The organism is Erythrobacter sp. S267 (assembly GCF_057365045.1).
The window spans coordinates 2,731,645-2,750,103 of the sequence record NZ_CP200298.1 but is presented as its reverse complement, the minus strand read 5'-3'; the positions used below and the strand labels follow the sequence as shown (position 1 = coordinate 2,750,103).

14 protein-coding genes are annotated in these 18,459 nt (G+C 61.7%); 2 read left to right on the top strand and 12 right to left on the bottom strand.

Features of this window, described 5'->3' with window-relative positions; genetic code table 11:
* Window positions 1-110 precede the first annotated feature (110 nt).
* From AC0V6X_RS12890 to AC0V6X_RS12880, 3 genes are all read right to left on the bottom strand, one after another.
* Window positions 111-1,448 (bottom strand): cytochrome P450, encoded by a 1,338-nt coding sequence (locus AC0V6X_RS12890; protein WP_486184951.1) that lies wholly within the window; start codon window positions 1,446-1,448, stop codon window positions 111-113.
* A 108-nt stretch (window positions 1,449-1,556) separates the two neighbouring features.
* Complete coding sequence (locus tag AC0V6X_RS12885) at window positions 1,557-2,858, bottom strand: ABC transporter permease (RefSeq protein WP_486184950.1); 1,302 nt, start codon at window positions 2,856-2,858, stop codon at window positions 1,557-1,559.
* Window positions 2,855-3,922 (bottom strand): ABC transporter ATP-binding protein, encoded by a 1,068-nt coding sequence (locus AC0V6X_RS12880; RefSeq protein ID WP_486184949.1) that lies wholly within the window; start codon window positions 3,920-3,922, stop codon window positions 2,855-2,857. Before AC0V6X_RS12880 ends, AC0V6X_RS12885 begins: the two co-directional genes overlap by 4 nt.
* Before the next feature lie 46 nt (window positions 3,923-3,968).
* Between AC0V6X_RS12880 and queG the strand changes: the two genes are divergently transcribed.
* Entirely contained in the window at window positions 3,969-5,030 is a 1,062-nt protein-coding gene (gene queG / locus AC0V6X_RS12875; RefSeq protein WP_486184948.1) for a tRNA epoxyqueuosine(34) reductase QueG, read from the top strand.
* On the opposite strand, the gene AC0V6X_RS12870 is transcribed toward queG, so the two are convergent.
* From AC0V6X_RS12870 to AC0V6X_RS12845, 6 genes are all read right to left on the bottom strand, one after another.
* The gene (locus tag AC0V6X_RS12870; protein WP_486184947.1) at window positions 5,027-6,178 is read right to left on the bottom strand and encodes a CaiB/BaiF CoA transferase family protein; all 1,152 of its coding nucleotides are present in this window, start codon (window positions 6,176-6,178) and stop codon (window positions 5,027-5,029) included. The two genes, queG and AC0V6X_RS12870, sit on opposite strands and share 4 nt — an antisense overlap.
* A 10-nt stretch (window positions 6,179-6,188) precedes the next feature.
* On the bottom strand, window positions 6,189-7,433 hold the full coding sequence (locus AC0V6X_RS12865; RefSeq protein ID WP_486184946.1) for an NAD(P)/FAD-dependent oxidoreductase: 1,245 nt from the start codon (window positions 7,431-7,433) through the stop codon (window positions 6,189-6,191).
* A gap of 62 nt (window positions 7,434-7,495) precedes the next feature.
* Window positions 7,496-12,208 (bottom strand): NAD-glutamate dehydrogenase domain-containing protein, encoded by a 4,713-nt coding sequence (locus AC0V6X_RS12860; protein WP_486184945.1) that lies wholly within the window; start codon window positions 12,206-12,208, stop codon window positions 7,496-7,498.
* Between the two features lie 163 nt (window positions 12,209-12,371).
* A complete protein-coding gene (locus AC0V6X_RS12855; protein ID WP_486184944.1) occupies window positions 12,372-13,364 on the bottom strand; it encodes an LLM class flavin-dependent oxidoreductase in 993 nt (330 codons plus the stop codon).
* Window positions 13,361-14,239, bottom strand: a complete 879-nt coding sequence (locus tag AC0V6X_RS12850) for a tetratricopeptide repeat protein (RefSeq protein WP_486184943.1) — start codon at window positions 14,237-14,239, stop codon at window positions 13,361-13,363. The genes AC0V6X_RS12855 and AC0V6X_RS12850 overlap by 4 nt, the downstream gene beginning before the upstream one ends.
* Window positions 14,236-15,006, bottom strand: coding sequence for an alpha/beta hydrolase (locus AC0V6X_RS12845; RefSeq protein WP_486184942.1), 771 nt, complete (start codon window positions 15,004-15,006; stop codon window positions 14,236-14,238). The genes AC0V6X_RS12850 and AC0V6X_RS12845 overlap by 4 nt, the downstream gene beginning before the upstream one ends.
* 111 nt (window positions 15,007-15,117) lie before the next feature.
* On the opposite strand from AC0V6X_RS12845, the gene AC0V6X_RS12840 reads away from it, so the two are divergent.
* Window positions 15,118-16,782, top strand: a complete 1,665-nt coding sequence (locus AC0V6X_RS12840) for an alkaline phosphatase D family protein (protein WP_486184941.1) — start codon at window positions 15,118-15,120, stop codon at window positions 16,780-16,782.
* Here AC0V6X_RS12840 and AC0V6X_RS12835 read toward each other — a convergent pair whose 3' ends face one another.
* Genes AC0V6X_RS12835 through AC0V6X_RS12825 form a run of 3 tightly spaced genes read right to left on the bottom strand, consistent with a single transcriptional unit; the run spans window position 16,783 to window position 17,959 of the window.
* Window positions 16,783-16,974: a helix-turn-helix transcriptional regulator gene (locus tag AC0V6X_RS12835; RefSeq protein WP_486184940.1), complete on the bottom strand. Its 192-nt coding sequence runs from the start codon at window positions 16,972-16,974 to the stop codon at window positions 16,783-16,785. It abuts the gene before it with no gap.
* Window positions 16,971-17,360 carry a hypothetical protein gene (locus AC0V6X_RS12830; RefSeq protein ID WP_486184939.1) on the bottom strand — a complete coding sequence of 130 codons (390 nt, stop codon included), beginning with the start codon at window positions 17,358-17,360 and terminating at the stop codon, window positions 16,971-16,973. Before AC0V6X_RS12830 ends, AC0V6X_RS12835 begins: the two co-directional genes overlap by 4 nt.
* Window positions 17,357-17,959, bottom strand: coding sequence for a hypothetical protein (locus AC0V6X_RS12825; protein WP_486184938.1), 603 nt, complete (start codon window positions 17,957-17,959; stop codon window positions 17,357-17,359). The genes AC0V6X_RS12830 and AC0V6X_RS12825 overlap by 4 nt, the downstream gene beginning before the upstream one ends.
* Window positions 17,960-18,459: the final 500 nt, after the last annotated feature.

Here is an 18,459-nt window from a genome sequence, read left to right as displayed (position 1 = left end):
GCCGGGAGGAGTGGGCGAAAGTAGGTCTGGTGGGCACGGGTCAAATCCCTCGCAAGTCTAAGTGTCCTACAAGGTATTTACGCCGAAAAGCCTCGAAAAGTTTCACCTGCTCAGAATTCGGTGATCTCGACTTCCAGTTTGCGGAAGCCGTGGACGAAGTTCGCGCGCACCCGCTCAACATCGCCTGCGACATGCACCCGCATCCGGCGTTTGTGCATCTCTTCGAGCAAAACGCGCAATTGCAGTTCGGCGAGCCGCGCGCCAACGCAGCGGTGGATGCCATAGCCAAAGGCGATGTGCCGCTTGGCATTCTCGCGCCGCAGGTTGAGTGTGTGGGCGTCTTCGAAAACGCTCTCTTCATGGTTCGCGGCGAGATACCACAGGACGACCTTCTCGCCCTTTTTGATCGTCTTGCCGAAGACTTCCGTATCCTCAGTGCAGGTCCGGCGCATGTGAGCGAGCGGCGTCTGCATACGGAGCATTTCCTGCACCGCGTTCGGGATCACGCTGGGGTCTTCTTCGAACACTTTGCGTTGGTCCGGGAATTTGTCGAGCGCATGGACAAAGCCGCTCATCGAATTGCGCGTCGTGTCATTGCCGCCGACGATCAGCAGGACGAGGTTGCCGATAAACTCTTCCGGGCGCATCTGGTTCATCGCCTCGGAATGGATCATCATAGAGATGAGGTCGTTGCCGGGTTCCTTGTCATGGGTCCGCTCGATCCAGATCGACTGGAAGTAAGCGGCCATCTCATGCAGGAATTCCCAGCGCAGCTCATCCAGTTCGCGCACGCCGGCCAGCTCAGTATCTCCCGACCAGTCGGACCAGAATGTCAGGTGGCGGCGGTCTTCCCAGGGGAAGCCGAACAGGATTGCGAGCATGCCGGTGGTCAGCTCGATTGAGACAGTGTCGACCCAATCGAACACTTTCCCGCGCGGCAGCGTGTCCAGCAATTCGCCAGTGCGGGCGCGGATCTCATCCTCCATGTCGGCCATGGCAGAGGGTTTGAATTTGGGCGCGACTGTGCGGCGCTGGCCGGTGTGCTCGGGGCGGTCCATCGCGATAAACATCGGCAATTCGCGCCGGTCGACGGTGCTTTCAGCCAGCTCCTCTTCGGAAAGCCGCTCAAGGATCGTGATTCCGCCATGCTCCCAGCTGGACGAGAATGTATCGGGCAGAGCCTCAATATGCTGGATGGCCTTGTGGCCTACGACCGACCAATAGGGGCCATAGGGGCTATCCGGGATCCAGTGCAGCGGACCTTCCGCCTGCATTTCAGCGACGATCGGCTGCCACTTGTCCTCGAAATAGATGTCCGAGCGGCTGAGGTCCCATTTGTGTGGGTGCGCTGGCCGCTCTTCGGGATGCTTTTCGTAATGGGCCTTCAACGCTTCGTAGGCGCTGGGCGATGTGCGGACTTTGGGACGTTCAGGCGCAATGCTGGCCATGGCTCTCTCTCCTAGTGGAGGCCATTATGTGCTTGCAGCTGGCCTCTCCCTCACCTCGCATCCTGCCCTAACTGACAGGCATGTCAATAGTGAGTTGCGATTGGCTACTTATTCTGCCGGCTCGAGTGCCGGGTCGGCGGGCCTTGCCTTGCGTTTCCACCAGCGCTTCTTCTCGCGTCCTGCTCCGCCTGATTTCATCACGCGTTTGCGGAACAGCATGGAGCCGCCTTTGACGAGCAAGCCCACCCACAGCGCCTGCCAAGCAAGCGCGGCGGCGTGGACCCACAAGGTCTCGTCCAAAGCCGCACGAGCGAGAAAGGCAAAGGGTGAGGATAGCGGGAAGGCAGCGGCCAGCAGCTCCAGATGCGAACCCGCATCGGTCAACGTCGCGGCGGCAAGGAAGAACACCATCAGTTGCAACATCGTCACCGGCATCGACAGCGTCTGAACTTCGCGCACTGTGTTCGCCATGGCGCCAATGGTGAGGAACAGCGAGCCGAGCAGCAGATAGGCCATCGAGAAGTAGGCAATTCCCAGCGCGATAAACATTGGCCAACCCACAGCAGGTCCCGGCAGATTGCTGAAATCGGTTTCGGTGACTGTGATGATCGCATCTTCGGCCACGGCCCAGAAACCCCAACCAAGCATGCCCCATACAGCGATCCCAACGAAGGATACGCCCAGCATCGCAAACAGCTTGCCCATGAACACCGCGTCCATCGGAATGGCAGCGGCAAGGATTTCGATGATCTTGTTGCCCTTTTCCTCTGCAAGGTTGGATAGCACCATGCCGGCGAGCAGCATGGTCAGCAAGAACATCACCATCTGCGCGGCTTGCGCGGTGCGGATGCGGTTGGTGCGTTCCGACGCCGCGCTGGCGGCGACTGTCTGCACACTCGATTGCGGCGCGGAGATCGGCGTTGCTGCCGTCGCCTCGCCCGCGATCAGCTCAACCGGGCCACGCCAGCGATTGATCTGGCGCTCGGTCCCCACGACTTGCGGGGCGGTGAGAGAGCCAGTGACGATAGCCGCATAGTTCCCGCGCTTGTCTTCGAGGAAGGTGGCGGCATCAAAGGTGGGGTCAGAGGCAGCCTCAGGCACTTCGCGCAAGGCGGGCACCGCGCCGCCCAATTGCGGATACAGCCGGTCGCGCGCTTCGATCATCGCGGCGTTGTCAGCTGCGCTCATCGCGAGGCCGACTTCGACCACAGCCACATCGCGCGAGACCTGGCTGCCGATGCTTCCGGCAAGACCGCCGACCAGCACGGGGAAAAGCGGCCCGATCAGAAAGAACAGAAAGGCGCGGCTGAACAGCACCGCGATAAAGTCGCGGCGGGCGACCACCCATGCGGCCTCTAGGCGTGAGAGGCGCGGCTTGGCGTCAATCGCTGCTTGATCATGCGCGCTCATTTTGCGCCTCCTGCTGCGTCCGCTTCGAGCTGTTTGGCCGCAGCTTCACCCGCAATCGCGACGAAGGCATCGTGCAGGCCAGCGCGCTCAATCGAGAGCGAAAGAATGCCCGCATCCCCTTCGATCAGTGTCTTGAGCAGCGGCTCCACACCGCTTTCCGGCAGCGGGAAGTAGAAGAAATCGCCCTCACGCCGAGCCTCCTTGGGCAGAGCTTGCGTCCAGCCACCTTCGCGCGCGCGAGTTTCGAGACGCACCTGCGCCGGGATACGGTCGCGGGCGGTCTCGACACTTCCGGCATAGGGCACCTTGCCCCCGGCAATGATCGCGACGCCTTCGCACAGTCGCTCTGCGTGGTGGATCACGTGGGTTGAGAAAATCACCGTCACGCCATCTTCGGCAAGGTTGCGGATCATTCCTTCTAGCTTGCCTTGATTGATCGCGTCGAGGCCTGAGAACGGCTCATCCAGCACCACCAGACGCGGACGGTGGACCAGCGTGCCGAGCAACTGAACAGTCTGCGCCATCCCTTTGGACAGTTGGCGGATCTGCCGGTCAGCGGCGTGGAGGAGCGAGTGCCGCTCAAGAAGCTCCATCCCCCGCTCGCGCCCTTCCTTCAGCGAAAGCCCTCGCAGCGCCCCCATGAACGCAATCGCCTCAATCGCTTTCATCGCCGGATAGAGCCCGCGCTCTTCGGGCAGATAGCCGATCAAGCGGCCAATATCGTGCGGGCGGTCATGGCCGAACACACGGCGCACGCCTTCGTCGGGGTCAATAATGCCCAGCAGCATTCGCAAAGTCGTCGTCTTTCCAGCGCCATTGGGGCCAAGCACGCCGTAGATTGCGCCTTCCGGCACGCTCAGATCAACGCCGTCGACCGCACGTGTGCCGTCAAAGCTTTTCACAAGCCCGCGAGCCTCAATCGCCAATGCGCGCGCAACGGGAGGAACGAGGCTCAAGACATCGTCCTCGACTCCTGGTCCCTTTGGCTGCGTGTCGATTGCGTTGGTTTCATTGAGACTTTCAGCTTGTGCTGTCAGGTTGTGATTGTGCGGAGCCATATCCATGGGCATGACGGTTAACGCGCGAGACTAAACGGGAGTAACCCTAAGCATGGTTAACGCGGGCACAAGTTCTGCCTTAACTGATCGTATCAAGATGCAAGCGGCGGAGCTGGGTTTCGCGGCCTGCGGTTTCGCGCGTTCTGAAGAAGATGCGTTGCGCGCGGAGCGGCTCGAGCATTGGCTGGGCGAGGGTCATCACGGATCGATGGAGTGGATGGAAACGCGCCTCCATCACCGTCGCTCCCCCCAAGGCCTGTGGCCCGAGGCTAGATCCGTGATTGCGCTCGGCATGAGCTATGCGCCGGCGAGTGATCCGCTGGCGCTGGAGGCCTATCCGGAGCGCGCTCGCATCTCTGTCTATGCGCAGGGGCGCGACTATCACGATGTCGTGAAAAAGCGGCTGAAGGCGCTTGCCCGGTGGCTGGTGGCGCAGGAGCCCGAGGCCGAGGTCAAAGTTTTCGTCGACACAGCGCCGGTGATGGAAAAGCCCTTGAGCGAGGCGGCGGGGCTTGGCTGGCAGGGCAAGCACACCAATCTCGTCAGCCCCGATCATGGGAGCTGGCTGTTCCTCGGCGCGATCTACACGACGTTGGAGCTGGAGCCTGCCCAGGCGCACCGTGACCAATGCGGATCATGCCGCGCCTGCCTCGATGCCTGCCCGACCGATGCCTTTCCGAGCGCCTACAAGATCGATGCACGGCGCTGCATCTCCTATCTCACCATTGAGCATAAGGGTCCGATTGCCGAGGAATTCCGCGAGGCGCTGGGCAATCGCATCTATGGTTGCGACGATTGTCTGGCGGTGTGTCCCTGGAACAAGTTTGCCGAGCAAGCGCAGGCAAACAAGGCCTTCCTCGCCCGCCCTGAATTGACCGCGCCGCGTCTGGATGAGTTGCTCGCTCTGGATGATGCCGGGTTCCGGTCGCTGTTCTCTGGCTCTCCGATCAAACGCATCGGGCGGGACCGGTTTGTGAGGAATTGCCTTTATGCGGCGGGGAACTCAGCGGATGCGTCGTTGAAGGCACCTGTTGCTGCTTTGAAGGATGACCCCGATCCGGTTGTTGCCGAAGCCGCCGCATGGGCGCTTGGCCGGTTGGAGAGTGCCTCCTAACCGTCCTCCCCATGCTCGCCGAGCAGCGGCGCATCGGGGATCTGGCCTGCGGACCAGTCGCTGTAGCGGCTGGGCTCGCGCATCTGGTAGAGCGCGCCCTCGCTTGCGTGTTCGCTGCGCTCAAAAAAGCCGCTGGCGTGCAGATGCTCGTCCGCAATCACATCGTCGAGATCGGTAACAGGCATCGATGGAATGTTTGCCTCGCGCAGGATCGCGATGCATTCTTGCGTGGTCTTGAGCGCGGTCAGCTCGCCAATCCGCTTATAAAGCTCAGGCCTGCTGGCAAGGATCGTGCGCACATCCTTGAAGCGAGCCTCCCCCGCCATCTCGCGATCACCCAAAAGGCCGATCACCAGCGGGAAGTGCTGGGGCACGTAAGGCACGATGCTGATCCAGCCATCCTTGGTGCGGAAAGGCTGGCGGTCGGGGTCGAGCTGGCGTCCATAGCCGGCATCGCCATTGGGCGGATCGAAGGTCTTGGCGTCGAGGTGATCCTTCATCATGAAGCTGGTGAAAGCTTCGAACATCGGCACTTCGACATGCTGCCCTTTGCCGGTGCGCAGGCGGTGGATGATTGCCGCCAGCGTCGCATAGGCGGCGTGCAGCCCAGCAACCTTGTCGGCGATCAGCGAAGGGAGGTATCGCGGGCGCTCGTCCCTATCGACGCGGGGAAGCAGCGTGGTCGCGCCGGTCGCGGCTTGGATGACATCGTCATAGGCCTGCAAGCCGCCATACGGACCGTCCGACCCGAAGCCGACGCAGTGGACATAGACGATCCCGGGGTTGAGCGCGTTCACGGCCTCATACCCAAAGCCCAGCCGCTCGATTGCCTCTGCGCGGACATTGTGAATGAATACGTCCGCCTCGCTCAGCATGGCGCGCAGGGCTGCGATGTTCTTCTCCTGCTTCAGGTCGAGCACCACCGATCTCTTGCCGCGATTAAGCGCGATGAAGCCGGGCGCCATGCCGGGCGTTCTGGCGGGCTTGGCGCTGTAGCGATAGACATCGCCGCCTGGCGCTTCGACCTTGGTCACTTCAGCCCCGTGATCGGCAAGAATTTGCGTGCAATAGGGCCCGAAGACGACGCTGGTGAGGTCGACCACTTTCACCCCGGCCAGCATCGGCTGGTTGTCGCCTGCGCCAATCACCCTGCGCTTCTCACATCATCTCTTTGAGCGGAATTTCGGTGTCGGAGAGCAGTTCGGGCGCGATCTTCTCCGCCCCGCGTTCGAGCATTTTGCGCCCCTGCACATAGTCCTTCATCGTGTTCACGCAGTCGAAGGCGATAGGCACGCCCTCTTTCAGATATACGACAGTGAACTTGCGCGTCGCCGGATCGCCGCGCAGGACGGTTTCGTCAAAGTCGAGGCTCAGTCCTGCCGTCTGTAATTTGAGGTCATACTGGTTCGACCAGAACCACGGCAGCGCGTGGTAGGGCTGCTTGTCGCCCATAATCGCCTTGGCAACCGTGTTCGCCATATCGTTGGCGTTCTGTACCGACTCCAGGCGGATCACCGCGCTGTCGGCAAAGGGGTTGGCGTGGGCGGCGCAGTCTCCGATGGCGTAGATGTCATCCAGCGTGGTGCGGCAGAAAACGTCGACATCGACCCCGTTCGACCCTGCGGCTCCCGCAGCGATCAGCGGCGCGATGGCAGGCACGATCCCGATCCCGACAACCACCATATCGCATGGCACAACTTCGCCATTGTTGAGCTGGACGCCGGTGACTTTGCCATCCTCTCCGATGATCTCTGCGACGCCTTGCTCCAGCCGCACATCAACGCCTTGGCGGCGGTGCTCTTCCTCGTAGAAGCGCGAGAGGTCCTCGCCCGCGACCCTTGCCAGAACCCGTTCGAGCGCTTCGAGCAGCACCACCTCGCAGCCCAACTTGCGCAGGACCGCAGCGGCTTCGAGGCCGATATAGCCGCCTCCAATAACAACCGCGCGTTTGGCCCCTGCATCCAGAGCCGCGCGCATGGCATCGGCGTCAGCTTTGTCGCGAACGTAGAAGATGCCGGCGAGATTGGCGCCGGGCACCGGCAAACGCCTCGGGTCGCCGCCGCCTGCCCAGATCAGTTTACGGTATGCGACCGTGCCGCCGTCCGACAAAGTCACGACATGCCGCATCCAGTCGATTTCCGTGACCGATGCACCCAGCTTCAGATCGACGCCCTTGTCCGCCCAGAATTTCTCAGGCCGGATCATCATCCGCTCAAACGGTTTGTCGCCTGCGAGATATTCCTTGGAGAGAGGTGGGCGCTCGTAGGGAGGCACTGCGTCGCGTCCGATCATCATGATCGAGCCTTCGTGGCCCTGCTGGCGCAAGGCAATCGCGGCCTGCGCGCCGCCATGGCCCGTGCCGACAATCACGATGTCGGCGGAGCTGCTGATTTGTTCGCTCATGGGACAAGCGTTTTCGCAAAATGGCGCTCACGTCAAGCGAAGAGGCCGTTCTTTGCGGTCCGTCACCTCTCCAGCAGGTTGCGCGCCTGACTGCCGATTTGAGCGAGCACCGCAGGCGCAACCGGGGGCCTTGCCTGAGCACGCGCGATCATCGCTTTGAATTGCTCGACTGCATCTGTGTTGTGCTCAGCCCATGCAGCAACCGCGCCTTGCGGGTCCTTCTTGCCCGCCTTGCGCCGCATCAGCCGCTTAAGGAAATCGAGCCGCATATGCTGGAAATCGCGTGCCAATCCATCGACCAGCAATCGCTCCCAAACATCAGTAGGCGACATATGCGCGGCGGTGCCTTGCGCCCAATCCAGGCCGATGCGCTGGCCGATATCGGTGAAGGCGCGGGTGAGGATCGTCGGCTCGATCCCGGTTTTGCGGGCCAGCTGTGCAAGTCCGATGGAGCCATCATAATCGAACAGATCCGCGACCCTGTTTGCAAGACCAGCCGGAGCGCCGAGCTCGACAAAGTTGGCGCGCAGCGCGCTGGAGCGCTCTTGCGTTACGCCGGAGATCAGATCGGCGCGGTTGACAAGCAGCGCTTCGACACCGCCGCGCAAATCGGCGATCATGGCGCTTGCCTCGACTCGGCCTGCGCCAGTGCGCAACACGTCGGACATCAGGTTGCCCACCGCCGCTGCGAGCCGGTCGAGCAGCTCAATCCGCGCGGTTTCGCTCATGGTTTGTGCGTCGATATCCTGCCACAAGGTTTTGAGGTCGAACAACCGTTCAACCACCACGAAAGCGGCGGCGACATCGGCGAGGCCAACGCCCTCTTCCTCTGGCAGTTCGAAAGCGTGGATCAGGCCCAGCCGGTTGACGATGCGGTTGGCGAGGTCAGTCGCGATCAGTTCGCGGCGCAGTCTGTGCTCCTTGATCTGATGCAAGAATTTGCTCTGCATCGGATGCGGGAACATCGCGATCAGGTTTTCCTCAAGCATCGCGTCATCGGGCAATCCGCTCGCCTCAATCGCGTCTTGCAGCGCGAGTTTTGCACTGGATAGCAGCACGGCGAGCTCTGGCCGGGTCAGCCCGTGCCCATCCGCCGCGCGGCGGGTGTATGTCTCCGCATCGGCGAGCCCCTCGGTCTTGCGGTCGAGCGCGCCCATGGCTTCGAGTTGCTCGATCAAGCGAGCATAAGATGCTGTCGCTGAAGCCCCGCCGCTCTCCGCGATGGAGAGAGCCAGCGCCTGCAAACGGTTATCCTCCAGTACAATGTCGGCGACTTCGTCGGTCATTTTGGCGAGCAGGTTGTTGCGCTTGCGCTCTGTAAGGGAGCCATCGCGTGTGGCTGCCGCGAGCGCGATTTTGATGTTCACTTCGTTATCCGAGCAATCAACGCCTGCCGAGTTGTCGATGAAGTCGGTGTTGATGCGGCCGCCTTGGAGCGAATAGGCGATCCGGCCTGCCTGAGTAACGCCCAGGTTTGCGCCCTCGCCAATCGCCTTGGCGCGCACCTCCGCCGCGTTGACCCGCAGCGCATCGTTCGAGGGGTCGCCAACATCGAGATGGCTCTCGCTCTCGGCCTTGATGTAGGTCCCGATGCCGCCGAACCAGATGAGGTCCACTGGCGCTTTGATGATTGCAGAGACGAGCGCATCGGGTTCGATCTCGGTCGCCTCAATGCCGAGTGCCTCCCGCGCCTTCTTCGACAGCTTGATCTGTTTCAGATCGCGCGAATAGACGCCGCCGCCCTTGGAGATTAGGTCCTTGGAGTAATCCTCCCAGCTTGAGCGGGGGAGGTCGAACAGACGCTTGCGCTCTTTCCAGCTGTTTGCTGGATCAGGGTCGGGATCGATGAAGATGTGGCGGTGGTCGAAAGCGGCGACCAGTTTGATCGCCTTGGATAGCAGCATGCCGTTGCCGAACACATCGCCCGACATATCGCCGCAGCCGACGACGCGGATGCTGTCGCTTTGAACATCGACGCCTTGTTCGAGGAAGTGGCGCTGCACACTCACCCAGGCGCCGCGCGCGGTGATGCCCATCGCCTTGTGGTCGTAGCCGTTGGAGCCGCCGCTCGCGAACGCATCGTCGAGCCAGAAGCCTGCCTTCTCAGCGATACCGTTGGCCACGTCGGAGAAGCGCGCGGTGCCCTTATCCGCTGCGACGACGAAATAGGGGTCTTCGCCATCGAGCACGCGGACGCTGTCAGGATGCACCACTTTGCCGCGCACGATGTTGTCAGTGACGGAGAGCAACGTGCGGATGAAGACCTCATAACTGGCCTGGCCTTCCGCCGCCCAAGCATCGCGGTCGATGGCGGGAGAGGGCAGCTGTTTGGGATAGAAACCGCCTTTCGCACCGGTCGGTACAATCACTGCATTCTTGACCTTCTGCGCTTTCATGAGGCCCAGGATCTCCGTGCGGAAATCGTCGCGCCGGTCGGACCAACGCAGCCCACCGCGCGCGACCGCGCCAGAGCGCAGGTGAATACCCTCTACCCGGCGCGAATAGACGAAGATCTCGCGCCATGGCACAGGCTTTGGCAGGTTCGGGACGAGCGCGGAGTCGATCTTGAAGGCCAAGGCCTCTTCTGCCGCAGGGGCAAAGGCGTTGGTGCGCAAAACCGCGTCGATCACCGCGCGGTAGAGGCGCAGCAGGCGGTCGTCATTGATCGCGGAGACTTTGGACAGGCCGCGCATATAGGCGCTCTGTGCCGAGGCAATGGCCGCCTCGCGGTCTCCGGCGAACTCTACCGCATGGCGCGCGACGAACAGGTCGATCATCGCTTGCGTCACGCTGGGCGCGCGCTCCAGCGCATCGACCACGGTGTAGATCGTGAAGCCCATTCCGGTCTGGCGCAGATAGCGATAGATCGCGCGCAGCCACACGGCGCTGCGCGAGCTGAGCGCGGTGCCGACTACGAGCCGGTTGAACGGGTCATCTTCTGACTGGCCGTTTAGCACCGCAGCGATTGCGGCTTCGATCGCCTCAGACCGCTCCAGCAAGGCATCGAGATCGGTGCCCTCTGGCACTTCAAGCTTGAATTCGTGGATCGTGCCAAGCCGTCCTTCGTCAAGCCGTGTCGGCATCTCCGCCAGCACGCGGAAGCCGAAATTTTCAAGCGCCGGCACCGCGTCGGAGAGCGGCATGTGCCCGGTTGTGTGGTAGATTTTGAGCCGCAATTTGCCAACGTCGACATGGTCGAGCTTGTATAGGCGGCAGGTGCGCACGGTCGGGTCGTCGCCGGTCGCAATCGCGTGCAACTGCGTGATGTCGAGCGCGGCTTCCGCAGCGCCATAGCGCGCGCGATAGCCGGGCGAAAACGCGCCAGCATAGCGCGCGGTGATGGCGGCCACGCGGTTGCTGTCATCCATCTCGGCCAGATGCGCTTCGACCCCTTCGTCCCAGCCTTTGAGCAACTCGATCAGCTGCGCTTCGATCCGGCTTGCATCCGGCATCGCGTCGCTGGCGCGCGTGTCGAGCAGGAATTGCAGCATAGCAAGGGTCGAGCCTTCGACCTCCAGGCTCCAGCTCAACATGTCGACGCCGTCGGATTGCGTCAGCAAGTCCTGGATCTGCAAGCGCAGAGCGGTTGAGAGGTGGTCACGTGGCAACCACACGAACGCGAAAACGTGGCGAGCGAGTGCGGATTGGACCAGCACCACGCGCGGGCGCGGGCGGTCAACTAGGCTCATCATAACGGTTGCGAGGCGGCCCACATCCTCCGCCGCGAAAGACGTCAACAGGTCATGCGGCAGAGCGGTGAAAGCATGGACCAGCGCCTTGCCCGCATGTCCCTTGGGATCAAAACCGAGCCCCTGCATAATATCGGCCAATGCCTTGCGCAGGACCGGCACTTCGTCAGGCGGGGTCGCGAGGGCAGCGCTGGTCCAGACGCCCGCATGGACCGAAAGCGCGGTGACTTTCTTGCCTTCCCGCAAGGGCACGATGAACAGGTCAAGCGGCACGCGGCGATGGACGGTTGAGAGGCGGTTGGCCTTGATGATCAGAACATCGCGCTGCGCGTCCTTGGGCGCCTTTTCCTCAAACCACTCAAACGCGCGTTCAAAAGAAGTGTCGGCAAGAATGTCCTTCGCGCTCTTGCGGCAAATGCCGAGCGCCTTGGTACTCTCGCCTTCGCGTGTCCGGATCAGGTGGCCGAGCTGCGTGAGCATTCCGTCATTAAGCCAATTGAACAGCCACACGCCCTCTGCCGCATCACCCTTGGTGGCGGCGCTCATCGCGTCGGCGTCACGCGCCATCGCCTTGCGCATCTTGGGCCAGTCATTGACCGCGGCTTGCACGTCGCCAAGTGTCGTCTTCAGCTGAGCGAGCAATTCGCGCCGCAGACGCGCATCGATGCGCGGCGTTTCGATGTAGATGAGCGATTCAAGCTCGCCCTTTCCACCCTTTGCCGACAGGCCGGTAAGCACGCCATCATCATCGCGAGTGGCGGCCACAACCGGGTGTATCAACTGGTCGATGCTCAGCCCCTGCGCGCTGATCGTTGCCGCAATCGAGTCGACCAGAAACGGCATATCGGCATTGACGATGGCAATGCGCAGGCGCCGTTTTTCGCCGGTGTCCGATTCAATCGCAACGATGGGACGCGATCCGACGCGCCGCTGCGCTGCCTCCAGCAAAAAAGCGCTGGCCTCTTCCAGTTCCGCTCCGTCGAGTGGGGTGTCGCCCGGGAGAATGGCGGCCTTGAGATGCTTCTGCAACTCGCCCAAAAGCCTGTTCGACTTACCTTTGGAAATGCCCGAGACCGCTGCGCTCATCGCCTGAAACTCCCTGCCCCTGATCCTGCTCCGACCCGACTCGTGAGTAATTTTATTATGCGGGCCTGTAGTTTTGTGGCGTACAATACAGGCTTTTGCTGGCTGGGTGCAAGCAGGATAAGTCCTGATATGCGGGTAAGGGGTTCACAGCTGGGAGGGTCGCCTAGGCGGGAATGGCAGCGCAGGCCTCAACGGTCATCTCCAGCGAGCGTTCGCGGGCCGCCGGATCGAAGGTTGATCCGCACAGGATGATCTCGTCGGCCATTGTGCGCTCGACAAACGCCTCGATCTTTTCGCGCACTTGAGCCGGTGTCCCAACGGCGCCCGCTTGCCCAACATGTTCCAGCATCGCGCGGTGCGGGGCGGGCAGAGATGCGAGGTAATTTTCGACCGGTGGTTTGAGCCGCCCAGGATTGCCGCTTCGCAGCGCGACGAAGGCCTGTTGCTGGCTTGAGGCGAGGGTCAACGCCTCTCCTTCAGTGTCCGCAGCAAACACGTTCATTGCGACCATTACGTTGGGTTCGCCAAGCGCTTCAGACGGTTGAAAATCGCGGCGATAGATCTCAAGCGCCTCGTCGAGGTGATCAGGCGCGAAATGCGCGGCGAATGCGTAGGGCATGCCCAGTTTTGCCGCGAGCTGGGCGCCGAACAGGCTGGAGCCGAGCATCCAAAGCTCAGGTTTTGCGCCTTGCCCCGGCGTCGCTGTCACGGCCAACTCGACTTCTCCGGTCAGCAGCGCACGCAGCTCAACCACGTCTTGCGGGAAGTACTCGGAAGCCTGGTGGAGGTTCTTGCGCAATGCCCGTTGCAATTCCGGCCCAGCCCCCGGCGCACGGCCAAGCCCCAGGTCGATCCTTCCAGGGAACAGCGCATCGAGCGTTCCGAACTGTTCGGCGATCTGGAACGGCGTGTGGTTGGGCAGCATGATCCCGCCAGAGCCAATGCGGATGGTCGAAGTCGCATTGCCGATATGCGCGAGGACCACTGATGTAGCCCCGCCCGCAATTCCGTCCATCGCGTGATGCTCCGCCACCCAAAAGCGCTTGCACCCCAAGCTTTGGGCTTTGCGCGCGAGCGAGGTGCTGGCGGCAAGCGCGTCGGAAACGGAGCTGCCTTCGCTGACAGGTACGAGGTCGAGGACGGAGAATTGGGTCACGAAGGCTCCTGCGTTGGCGCCGTTTGTTGTGCCGGGCCGAGTTGTGCGAGATAGTCCCGAGCCGTCGCGGCTGCCGGGCTTTCAGGGGCAACTGCGATCACCGACTGCCAACTCGCACGGGCCGCATCCTCGCGCCCTCCGAGCACTGCGATAACCCCTGCTTCCAGTCCGATTTCCGGGTCCGTTGGAGCAAGATCGCCGGCGCGTTCAATCGCGCTCTGAGCCTCGTCCAGCCGCTCCATCCTCCGCAGCAATGTAGCGAGCAGCAGCCAGCTTTCAGCGGAGTCGGGTTGCAGGGAGGTGGCAGTCTCCAGCTCGATCAGCGCGGCTTGTTGTTGGCCGGTAGCAACCATGGCTCGCGCCAGCTGCGTTGCGGCGATGGCCTGCAAGGGGGCGGACGAGGCGGTCTGGGCGTCGAGTTTGCTCTGTTGCAGGATCGTCAGCGCTCCGGCCACATCACCGCTCTCCAAGGCGACCAAGCCTGCCATTGTCCCAAAGCGTGACCGCGTGCGCGGTTCTTCAGCGGGTGTTTCATCGCGCGCGGCAAGGAAGGCGGTGAGCGCATCGTCCCACAAAGCCAGATCGCTGGCCGCAAGCCCAAGGCAATGGTTGGCGAGCACCCGGTCCGCGCCAAAGCTCGAATTGCGCTGCAGCTGCGCCATTGTGTGGGCGCGCGAGGCGTCTTGCGCGAGCAAGTCGAGGCAGTCGGACAGCCACTGGCTTGAAGGGTCAAGCGGGGCGTTTTGATCGGTGGCTCGGGGAGGGCGGTCAAACAGCTCCTCCGGCACGCCTTGGAACCCGCCCGCATTGGGATTGGGGCCAACCTGGGCGACCATCAAAAGGGCCGGAGAAAAGAGCGCGGTGGTGAGGATCACGGATTGGTTCCTTGGTAGAACGTGGCCACCGTGGATTTGAGCAGCGCAATGTCTTCGTCGCGCGAAAGCCGGTGGTCGCCGTCCTTTATCAGCGTCACCTGTACCCTGTCCGAACGCAAGGCGGCTGCGTGGCGCAGGCTGATCTCCCACGGCACATCGGCATCGCGCTGACCATGGAGCAAATGGACGGGACAAGTGATCGCGATTTCTCCATCGAGCCGCAACTGGCCTTCCGCGTCAGCAAAAAAGCCGGGGTGGGTGGGGGTCGGCTCGGGGCCGTAGGGATTGTCTTCGAAGACCGCCTCGCCCGCCGCCATCTGCGCGCGCTGTTCTTCAGTGTACCCCCAACGGGTAAAGTCGGGGGCAGCAGCGATGCCGATCATGCTGGTGAGCGAGTCTCCAAGAGCCTCTCCCACCAACAGCATCAACCATCCGCCCATCGAGGACCCGACTAACAGCACTTCTTGCGGAGCGCCTTCTGCTTGGACCAACGCAATCAAAGCCAGCACTTCCTCGCGCCACCGGGTGAACGTGCCATCGGCAAAATCGCCGGAGCTTTGCCCACACCCCGAATAGTCGAGCAACAGACAAGCGCGGCCTTCCTCCTGACACTCAGCGAAGAGCGAAGTCGCCTTCCCGCCATCCATGTCGGACATGTAGCCGGGCAGGAAGACGAGCAGAGGACCGGCTCCCGCGTGATAGCGATAGGCGATGCGGCGGGCGCTTTGGTTGCTATCGGCCATTTCGTGAAATTTGACATCGGACATGGGTCAGCCTTGTGCCTGTTCATCGCCCGCGGATGCAAGTCCTGTCACAGTTGCGCCATGGAAGCCGATTAGGGGCGACCTGAAAAGAGGGCCCAACAAAGGGGAAATGCCATGTTCAAGACCGACTCGATCCCGCAGCCCGCACGCTCTGCAACCGGCCTCACCAGGCGCGGCATCTTTGCGCTGGCTGGAGCCTCTGCCGCTATCGCTGCGACCCCTGCAAGCGCCCGCACATTCGGCAGCGGCTTCACGCATTCAGTAGCGAGCGGCGAGCCTCAATCGGGCAGTGTGCTGCTTTGGACGCGCTATGTCAGCGATGCGGATACAGCTTTGATCTGGGAGGTCAGCGAAGACGACACCTTCACCAGCGTTGTCTCCTCCGGCGAAGCCTCGGCATCTCCAACCCGAGATTTCTGCACCAAGGCGGTCGCGAATGGCCTTTCCCCCGACACTTGGTACTTCTTTCGCTTCATTTCCCCGGATGGCACTGCCTCCCCGGTGGGCCGCACCCGCACTCTGCCCGAAGGCCCGACGAACAAATTCCGCATGGCGGTCTTCTCCTGCTCAAACTTCGGCTTTGGCTGGTTCAACGCTTATGCCCATGCCGCTGGAGCGAACGATGTCGACCTCGCCGTGCATCTGGGCGATTACATCTACGAATACGGTGCCGACACCTATCCCAATGAGCGCCAGACCCATCCTGAGCGGGTGAAGGATCCGGCAACCGAGATTATCACGCTCGCCGATTATCGCCTGCGCTATGCGACCTACCGTGCGGATAAGGACTTGCAGCGGCTGCATCAGGTCTTGCCGATGATCGCCATCTGGGACGATCATGAGAGCACTAATGACAGCTGGAAGGATGGCGCTCAGAACCACCAGCCGGAAACCGAAGGCGAATGGTCCGTGCGCAAGGCGATTGCGAAGCAGGTTTACCGAGAATGGATGCCGGTCTCCGATGCGCCCTATGCCCGCTATCAGGTCGGTGATCTGGCGACGCTCTTTCGGCTCGACACACGGCTGGAAGGGCGCGACGAACAGTTCAACCTGCGTATGTTGGTCGAGGGTGAAGAGAACCCAGAAAAAGTCGTAGCGGCGCTCGAGCAGTTTCGCGATGGCGATTGGGTCAATCAGGAGCGCCAGCTGCTCGGCGAGACGCAGGAAAACTGGTTGGCCGAGGGGCTGTTTGCCTCCAAGGCTGAGGGCACCACGTGGCAAGTGCTCGTCCAGCAAGTTCTGATGGGTAAGCTCTACTCACCCAAGGGTCTGCTCAGCGGATTGGGCGATGGCCTGCCCGACTGGCTCCGGACGCGCCTGACCACTTCAGCGCGGGCGAGCGAGGCGGGACTGCCGCAGAATATGGACGCCTGGGACGGCTATCCGGCGGCGCGCGAGCGCGTGTTTGATATGGCGCAAGAGGCTGATGCGAACCTGTTCGTGCTTGCCGGAGACACGCATAATGGCTGGGCCTTCAACCTTGGTCACAAGGGCGCAAATGTCGGCGTGGAGCTGGGCGTATCCTCGGTCAGTTCGCCGGGGATGGAGAGCTATCTGACGATGCTTCCCCCGGATGGGCTTGCGTCAGCCCTGGTAACGGAGAACGCGGAGCTCGCCTGGGCCGACACATCGCAGAGAGGCTATATGACAGTCGAGTTCACGCCTCAGCGCGCGACAACGGAGTACCGGTTTGTGACAGGCGTGCGGCAGCGTTCGACCCAGCTCGCCGCGACCAAAACGCTCACGGTAGAGGCGGGGTCGAACACGATCACCGCCTAATCAATCCCGGCTGAAAATCTCCTCGATCGCCAGCTCGAACACCTCCGCGATCGAAAAGGCGAGCGGGAGGGAAGGGTCGTAGCGGCCCTTCTCGATCGCATTGACGCTCTGGCGCGAGACGCCAAGGCGGTCGGCCAAATCCTGCTGCGACCAGTCCCGCTCCGCGCGCAGCACTTTGAGGCGGTTGTTCATGCGCGCCACCTCACAATTGGACCAGCCAGCCCCAACATCGCAAACCAGATGACGGCGACCCATTGCGGCCCGATTGTCAGCACCTCATAGGTTTTGAGGAAGCTCCAAACCGTAGTGATGACCAAAGTCGCGCCAGTTGCCCCGAGCATCTGCTTTACAAAGAGCAAGCGCTGATACTCATCGTCACACTCAACGAGCAGGCGGAACATAGTCCAGAACACCCCGCAAATCGGCAGAGCAGTTAGGAATGCAAGTCCGATAGAAACCAGTTCATTCGGCCCACTAGAGCGATGGTAGCTCAGGCCGCTGATCAAAATCACAGTATAGGCGGTCATGAAGAAGGCGAGCCGTTTCAAGTAGCTCTTCATATAAGAGGACATGCTCATCGTACTTCTCCGAAAACGCCGTATTTAAGCTTGTTGAAGATGGCGCCGACACCCAGTCCGAAGCACCACATAGTGGGCCACCAGAAGGCGGCGACCGGCTCGACCTGCCCATAGGTTTCAAGGAAGCCCCAGACCGCGGCGAGGGTGAAGCTGATGGCGGTCGCGATCAGGCCCTGCCGGACATAGAGCATGCGATAGAATTCGTCCTTTTCTTCAACAATCAGACCGCCGAAAACCCAGATCACGCCGGCAAAGGACAATCCGGGGAGCAGCGCGAGGAAGGCCGCCAGCGGCCCGGTGACGCCGCGATCCTCGATCATGTTCTCCGCCAGAAAGAGGGTGAGGAGATAGAAGGCCATCACCACGGCCAGCCGCGCGAGGTAGCGCTGGCTTGCCTTGGCTCCTGCTGATCCAAACGATTTGACCAGTGCGAAGATCATCAAAGCGGTCGGGATGATCGCAAGCAGGTAGGCGGTGGTGATGCCAATGGCTTCTGACTTCCACAAGAGCATCACTGCAAGCGCGCTGGCGACAGACGAGGCAGCCGCAATCAGGCAAGCGCGGCTGAATTCGGCGGGTTCTTGCGTGTCGGTGCTCATGACGCTCACTTCCGGTTGCATGGTGAGTGGGATTGGGGCGTGCGGGAATGGAGAGCGGCCCATGCGGCCCCGGTCAAACCCATGACAAGCCCCAATGTGGCGTTGTCGCTCATCCCATTGGAGGCGCTGATTGAGGCTGCACCAAGGATGGCTCCAGCCCAGATCAGAGAATGAAGAATCGTGCCCATATGCAAAGTGTCCTTTCAACTATGGAAAGGACACTTGTCATCGATTCGCAAAATTGTCAAGCAAGCTTTCCAAAATGGAGCGGGTGCTTTCCGGCTAGGCTCTCGATCTGTGCGTAATGACTTTGCAACCCGCGGCGCCTATATGGTGCGCATGGCACAGATGCTGACCACGACTACCACCACAACAACCTCGGTCTTCCGGGGGCGGTTGCGGCTGGGTTAGGTCAGCGCATTCGCCGCCCCCGGTTCAGGCCGGTTTCGGGTGGCGCGGTGTTCACCCAGAAAGCAACTGGCCTTAATCGGTTAAACACT